Genomic DNA, 5,740 nt, shown 5'->3' with positions numbered 1-5,740 from the left:
GTTATTATGTAAATTAACACTAAGAGAAAAGCTTTGGTGCAAACTTCAGAGTAGTAGTATGTTTGTTCACTTTGGATTTGATTATTACATGTATATTGGAAGTGGATTAGAGTGTAGTGATTCTTTAGAGTTAATAAGTAATTCAGGTCTATTTATTGAACCTTTTCAATCACCTTATTTGGAGGAAGAATAGCACTTTATTTTTGCTACATGTGAGTCACATACTCCATGTGGTTATTTGCCGTTTAAGTATAGAGATGAGTCTATCAGTTGAATTAAAAATCACTCGCGAATGCATAGTGATATAAAAACATGGAAAACATATATTGAGCCAATATTAAAGTTGAAATAATGCTATATACCACAACTCAAAGGTGGGAGAATATGCAAGTATGGTTACGACTTTTACTAATAGCAACTATAATATTTAGTGCGTCAGCATTTGTTTGGTTTCTTTTAGGTTCAACAGCATATTTTCAACGAGGAATGGATATTATAGGAACTACTTATTTATGGGGGATAGGTATACCCGTTCTATTGTTCGTTGGATTATTTACCGTATTACTTATAAAGGGATGGACTCCAACGAGCAAAGGAGGTTATGTTGGAATCTGTGTAGTGTTAGTGTTATCAACGCTACTCTCTATTGCCCTATTACAAAGCGTCAGTACCAATGGATGGGCAAATGAAAAGATAAGAAGTGACTCATTAAAGATTACTGCAGACGAAAAGTATGAATATCGAATTGAATTAATTAATTTATTTCAAAGAAACAGTCATGCACGGCTCTATCTAAAGAATGTTGACTCAGGAGTTGAAACGTACATTCCGATTGAGATACAGACGCGTAAGATTGTGGGACTTAGGGTTAGTGAGGTTAATCATTGGGTGAAGCTTGAGGCAATGGATAATGTATCTCAATATATTCTGTATACGACAAAAGATCTTGGCATCCCTGAGGAAAATTTCAAAATCGACATCACAGCAGGAACAGCGAGTAGAGTGAATTAAAGCAAAATTATTCTAACCACGGCGGCCCCATGGAAGAAAGGGCGAGGGTGTTTTGTAGAATGAATAATAAAGAAATGAAAATTTTGGCAAAGGCAAATAAGACAAACGAACAAACAGTCATAAATATTTATATAAAGTCTACGGGAAATAAGGAGGACACTATGAAAGTTATGGAAATTAGTTATCCAACTCCTTTATCAACACTCAGTGATATAGAGAATGATAACATTGATGTTTCTATTAAACTTGAAGATGGAACGAATATAACTGTCGTAGTAAGCACACCTCAAAATTTAATACAACAAATGAATAATGAAAATGTAAACTTTATTTCAGCTTCTCAGCCAGACATTATTGTTAGATCATTAACATACGAGAATATCCAACAAGCCATTGAGGATTATGCTAATGGAGATGCTTTTTGGTTGAAGTTATTATATGTAGCATCAATTGAGAAAAAAGTAGTGGATATGAGCCGTATCAATCTATTCCTAGAAGAAATGAATAGGTTAAACAATGAGTTATTAGAGTAACATTAGTTCAAATAAACCACATGGGAGTCACTTAATCCATGTGGTTTTTTATGGCTGAATAATCGAAAGTTGTAACCAGTACCTGTATAACTGTCACGGCGGCGTTGTACAGATCGTAGATGCGAGTGGAAACATCGTCAACAACTACGCTTACGATGAGTGGGGGAATATCACCATCCAGACGGAAGGGATTCTCGAACCCATTTAAATACACAGGTGAGATTTATGATGAAGAAACAGGCCTTTACTATCTGCGGGGCGGTATTAGGATCCGAGTATCGGGCGGTTTTTTAAGTAAGGATTCGGTTGAGGGGTAGATAGATAATCTCGCTGAGTTTGAATTGTATACTTATGTGGGAATCCACTAAAGTACTTTGACCCAAGTGGCCATTGGGCAACAGAGATTACTGCTAACTGGATAATAAACGAAATGAAATGGCAGTGGGGAAAAGCTAACTATGAACTACTGGGCGGGAGAAGCAAATAAATTAAGAGATAGAATGAGAAAAGCAGGATTTTCAGAATCGGATATTATGCAGAGTGGTGATTACACGATTCCAGAATCTGTAGTAATGGCAATCGTAAAATCTTCTACTAATAATTGGGTGAGAGTGATTACCGTAAAGGAATGATGAAAATGAAGCCAACTGAATTATTTAATCAAATTAACTTTCATGATAGTATTGTTAATGAGATATTTTTTGGGAGAAATGAATTAATTTTAAAATTAGAATTTTGTAATTGGAAACAGTCTGGTTACAGTGAAGTGGAGCCGGAGCTATTAGAGGGTATACTGACATTTATTAATGTTCAAGAGCATATGACAAGACCACCTGTTTTTTTACTTGAGAATAATGAAATATTGGAAGCCAATGCTATTTTATATAACGAAATGCTTGAGCAAATTAAGATAGTTATTACTGGTGAAGATGATGTTATTGTAATTAATCTTAAAGCCCAAGAAGTTACTTGGGTAACAGCATCATAGTATTTAATAAGCAATAGCCACAATGTAACTAACCCTTGCGTTGTGGCTTTTTAATTTAAGAACTTTGCAGCAGGGATGGCAGATTGACGGGCACCGTTGCAGAAATGCAGAATTAACCGGGGGGACCTCCTCTCGCTTTTCTATTTCTGCGTTCGGTAGGTAGGAGGTCACTCACTCTGTTCATAAGGTTTTACACTACTTTGATATCAATCTTGTCTCATTGTCGAATATTACTTAATAAACAGTTAAGGATATTTGAAGTTTTTTTCGTTAAAACGAAACTGAATTGGTTAAAAATAACTATATAGCAAATGCCAATTATTTGGTATATTTAGGATATTAAAGGAAAAGGAGTTGTTTATTTGTTGATTTTGAGTGCTAAAAAGGTTACTGCTGTTTCCATCCTCGTTGCAACGATTCTTAATGTACCAACTTATGCATCGGCTCAAGAAGAAAAAATTAAAAGCGTTACAGATGCGGTCTATCAAGAAGATATTACCAGCGAGTTAGTTGACTCTGATTTTGATTTTATAAGCGAGGCAATCGATTCGAGTGCTATACAAGCTTTGGAAGATTATAAAGTTTTTTATAGTAATATAGCATTGAAGGATTACTCAGAATTAACACCAGAGGAAATTGATCAGATGACGGTACACCTTAATAAGATAATCAGTATTCTGGATTCACATAACGAAAATGGGAATCTTATTCAACCCATGGGATATGATGAAAGTGCTTTGTCGAAAATGATTGAACTTAACTACAGTCTGTATAATTCAGGTCTGTCTACTTTAGATATTTTGGAGGGTGCTAATGCAGCAACACCAGCTCGTAAAGCAGGTGAAGCATATGCTTTAGCTCATGGCTGGGGGACGACAACTTGGGATAATCCAGCGGATGCATTGAGACATTTTTCGTGGAATTTTTTGATGGGTCAAAGAATTGGTGTTATTACTGCGAGAAGTATAGCAGATACACATGAAGCCGCACTTGTAGCAGCAAAAAGAGCTATGGCTGAAATGCCTGGTTTGTCAAAGACTGAACAATCAGTCTATGGAGCTGCATTGATAAACGATATAATTACTTATACTAGGGCATCGTATAGTTCTTTTAACGCCACTTTTAACAACTCGTCAATTATGGATATAAACAATAATTCACAAGGAAGGAAATATTCCCAGCGTTCTTATGCTATAGATGATTATATGGCCGCATTCAATGATGCTTATTGGAGTGATATTGAATGGTACGATACAGGTGTAGGAACTGCTGACAGAGAGCGTGCTTTTGGCGTTTGGCAATAAATGAAGAAGATAATCTATATTGTTGCTGATGTATGCTTGCTTGGTCTTTATACTTATTTAACGTTGCTTTGGATTCAAATAAGTAGAGCGGATGCATCGTCCTCATATCCTGGAGACCTTTCCGACAGTGAGAAATTGACGTCTCTAATTATGTATCCAGTAATTTTGTTGATATTGATATTATCACTATCAACTGTCTTAGATAAGAAAAGTAACCCTTTTAAATGGTCTCTGACAATAGCAATATTGAATTTGCTGGTATATATTCCACTACTATATAATGCACTCCATTCATAATCGGTTCACGTATAAGTGAGTAAGAGTGAGAATATTAGAGATTCTTGTAGGGGGAATAAGACACCTATAAAAATTTTGACTTTGATTATAGTTCTTAGTAAAGTGGGCTTTGTTCTTCCTCTCTTGTTGCTAAGTACATATGCTTTTTATAGCAAAGAGCGTAGCGTAATTGCTGCGGTCACGGAGCAAATGCCACTAAATAACTTTACTCCCTGCTGAATGAATCTAATATATAAACTGAAGTCGCTCATTATTGGGCGGCTTTTTTTATATTGGGGGGATTTATTTGAAAAGGAGGCACCAGCGTAACAGGGTGGACAGTGCTCTCCCCATGCCTTCCCTATCCTTCGGGTAGTGCATGCCCATTTGGCTTTAACGGTTTCGAACTCCGCATGGGCCAACTCTTCATCTGGAGCGGTGTACACTATCTTGAGTGCTTCCATGACGTTGGTCTTGTGTTCGACTCGAATTTCAGGGAAGGTGGCACGTACTTCTGAACTACGCAGTGCTGCACATCGGCTTGGGGATACATTTCTTTAAACGCAGCATCCAGTCCGGGCAGACCGTCAAGGTCTTCCTGCGCTCCACGGTTGTAGAGGTCTTTGAGTACCTTCGCCAGCCGTTTGAGCTCTCTTGTCCGCTGATGTAAAAACCAAGAATCTGACGGTGTCCCTCTTCGTCGATTACCATAGCAAAATAGACGACTCCCCCCCGACGGTACCTCGTCTAACAGGAGAACGGAAGTAAGTCCAAATAATACTTATTAGTCGGTTAACTTTTAAATTTCAAGCTAAGATGGTACATAAATCTCCGATGTCGCAAGGGGAGATAGCTATGATACTGGATTATGGACAAGCTGATGTATCGAGTAAGCTAAGTTCCTGCGGGGTATTTCATACACTGGTACGGCGGTCAGTTTCTTAAGCAGGAGTACAAAGTTCGGAGGAATATGAATACAATAAGCAGCTTGTCTATCAGTTGTATGTCCGGCTTGAAAGAGGGGGCTACCTGTATGTGGGCTACCAGAACTTTAGAGAGACGAGCGGTAGGCGGTATACACTATGGTTGGAGACGCTCCCTTGACATCTGGAGAAATTCGGGGATTGGTGGAGGCGTCACGTATGATTTCCTGCGCGACGCACAACGTTCAACCCATTCAAATATGCAGGTGAGATTTATGATAAAGAATCAGGTCTTTACTATCTGCGGGTGCGGTATTATGATCCGAGTATCAGTCGGTTTTTAAGTGAGGATTGGGTTGAGGGGTAGATAGATAATCCACTGAGTTTGAATTTGTATACGTGTATGTGGAGAACAATCCAGTAACTCATGTCGATCCCTTAGAGCATTAGACTGAGAACTAGGTGGATACAATGCTTCAATTGCCAGGGAAGACGGAGATATGTGAATTAACAGTAAAACTACTCAGTCAGGTACTTTTGACGCACTCTTAACTAAGATTGGAGAATAAGATGTATTATTATTCTTGGAGAATTACTAAATATAATCCAGCTAACCGTATTAATGGGGTTTATACAAAACAGGAGTGGACTTCAATAGGTGATATTGGGAAGTTGTATTCGAATGGTGAATTTTTGATTGAACAT

General features: G+C 37.8%; 6 protein-coding genes and 2 pseudogenes. 7 read left to right on the top strand and 1 reads right to left on the bottom strand.

The genetic code is table 11. From position 1 onward, the window contains the following. From IEY53_RS35640 to IEY53_RS34490, 6 genes and pseudogenes are all read left to right on the top strand, one after another. Positions 1-193: pseudogene (locus IEY53_RS35640) on the top strand (hypothetical protein); the annotation flags it as partial. Between the two features lie 191 nt (positions 194-384). Next, positions 385-1,011, top strand: coding sequence for a copper transporter family protein (locus IEY53_RS34510; protein WP_189032833.1), 627 nt, complete (start codon positions 385-387; stop codon positions 1,009-1,011). A 59-nt stretch (positions 1,012-1,070) separates the two neighbouring features. Beyond that, complete coding sequence (locus IEY53_RS34505; protein WP_229696534.1) at positions 1,071-1,544, top strand: hypothetical protein; 474 nt, start codon at positions 1,071-1,073, stop codon at positions 1,542-1,544. A 458-nt stretch (positions 1,545-2,002) separates the two neighbouring features. Further along, on the top strand, positions 2,003-2,176 hold the full coding sequence (locus IEY53_RS34500) for a hypothetical protein (RefSeq protein WP_189032832.1): 174 nt from the start codon (positions 2,003-2,005) through the stop codon (positions 2,174-2,176). A 5-nt stretch (positions 2,177-2,181) separates the two neighbouring features. Continuing rightward, a complete protein-coding gene (locus IEY53_RS34495) occupies positions 2,182-2,532 on the top strand; it encodes a hypothetical protein (protein ID WP_189032831.1) in 351 nt (116 codons plus the stop codon). A gap of 362 nt (positions 2,533-2,894) precedes the next feature. Beyond that, positions 2,895-3,836, top strand: a complete 942-nt coding sequence (locus tag IEY53_RS34490; protein WP_189032830.1) for a DUF6973 domain-containing protein — start codon at positions 2,895-2,897, stop codon at positions 3,834-3,836. A gap of 603 nt (positions 3,837-4,439) precedes the next feature. Here IEY53_RS34490 and IEY53_RS36355 read toward each other — a convergent pair. Beyond that, a pseudogene (locus IEY53_RS36355) lies at positions 4,440-4,844 on the bottom strand (transposase); the annotation flags it as partial. A gap of 462 nt (positions 4,845-5,306) precedes the next feature. On the opposite strand from IEY53_RS36355, the gene IEY53_RS34480 reads away from it, so the two are divergent. Beyond that, the gene (locus IEY53_RS34480) at positions 5,307-5,402 is read left to right on the top strand and encodes an RHS repeat-associated core domain-containing protein (protein ID WP_189032834.1); all 96 of its coding nucleotides are present in this window, start codon (positions 5,307-5,309) and stop codon (positions 5,400-5,402) included. Positions 5,403-5,740: the final 338 nt, after the last annotated feature.

Origin of the sequence: Paenibacillus albidus, assembly GCF_014644435.1 — a bacterium.
Taxonomy (GTDB): domain Bacteria; phylum Bacillota; class Bacilli; order Paenibacillales; family Paenibacillaceae; genus Paenibacillus_AQ; species Paenibacillus_AQ albidus.
The sequence above is the reverse complement of the archived record's forward strand: the minus strand, read 5'-3'. Positions and strand labels throughout refer to the sequence as shown.

What these genes read in the sequence shown, in the direction of transcription:
- IEY53_RS34510 (WP_189032833.1), top strand. Translation starts at nt 385, where the DNA reads ATGCAAGTATGGTTACGACTTTTACTAATAGCAACTATAATATTTAGT.
- IEY53_RS34505 (WP_229696534.1), top strand. Translation starts at nt 1,071, where the DNA reads ATGAATAATAAAGAAATGAAAATTTTGGCAAAGGCAAATAAGACAAAC.
- IEY53_RS34500 (WP_189032832.1), top strand. Translation starts at nt 2,003, where the DNA reads ATGAACTACTGGGCGGGAGAAGCAAATAAATTAAGAGATAGAATGAGA.
- IEY53_RS34495 (WP_189032831.1), top strand. Translation starts at nt 2,182, where the DNA reads ATGAAGCCAACTGAATTATTTAATCAAATTAACTTTCATGATAGTATT.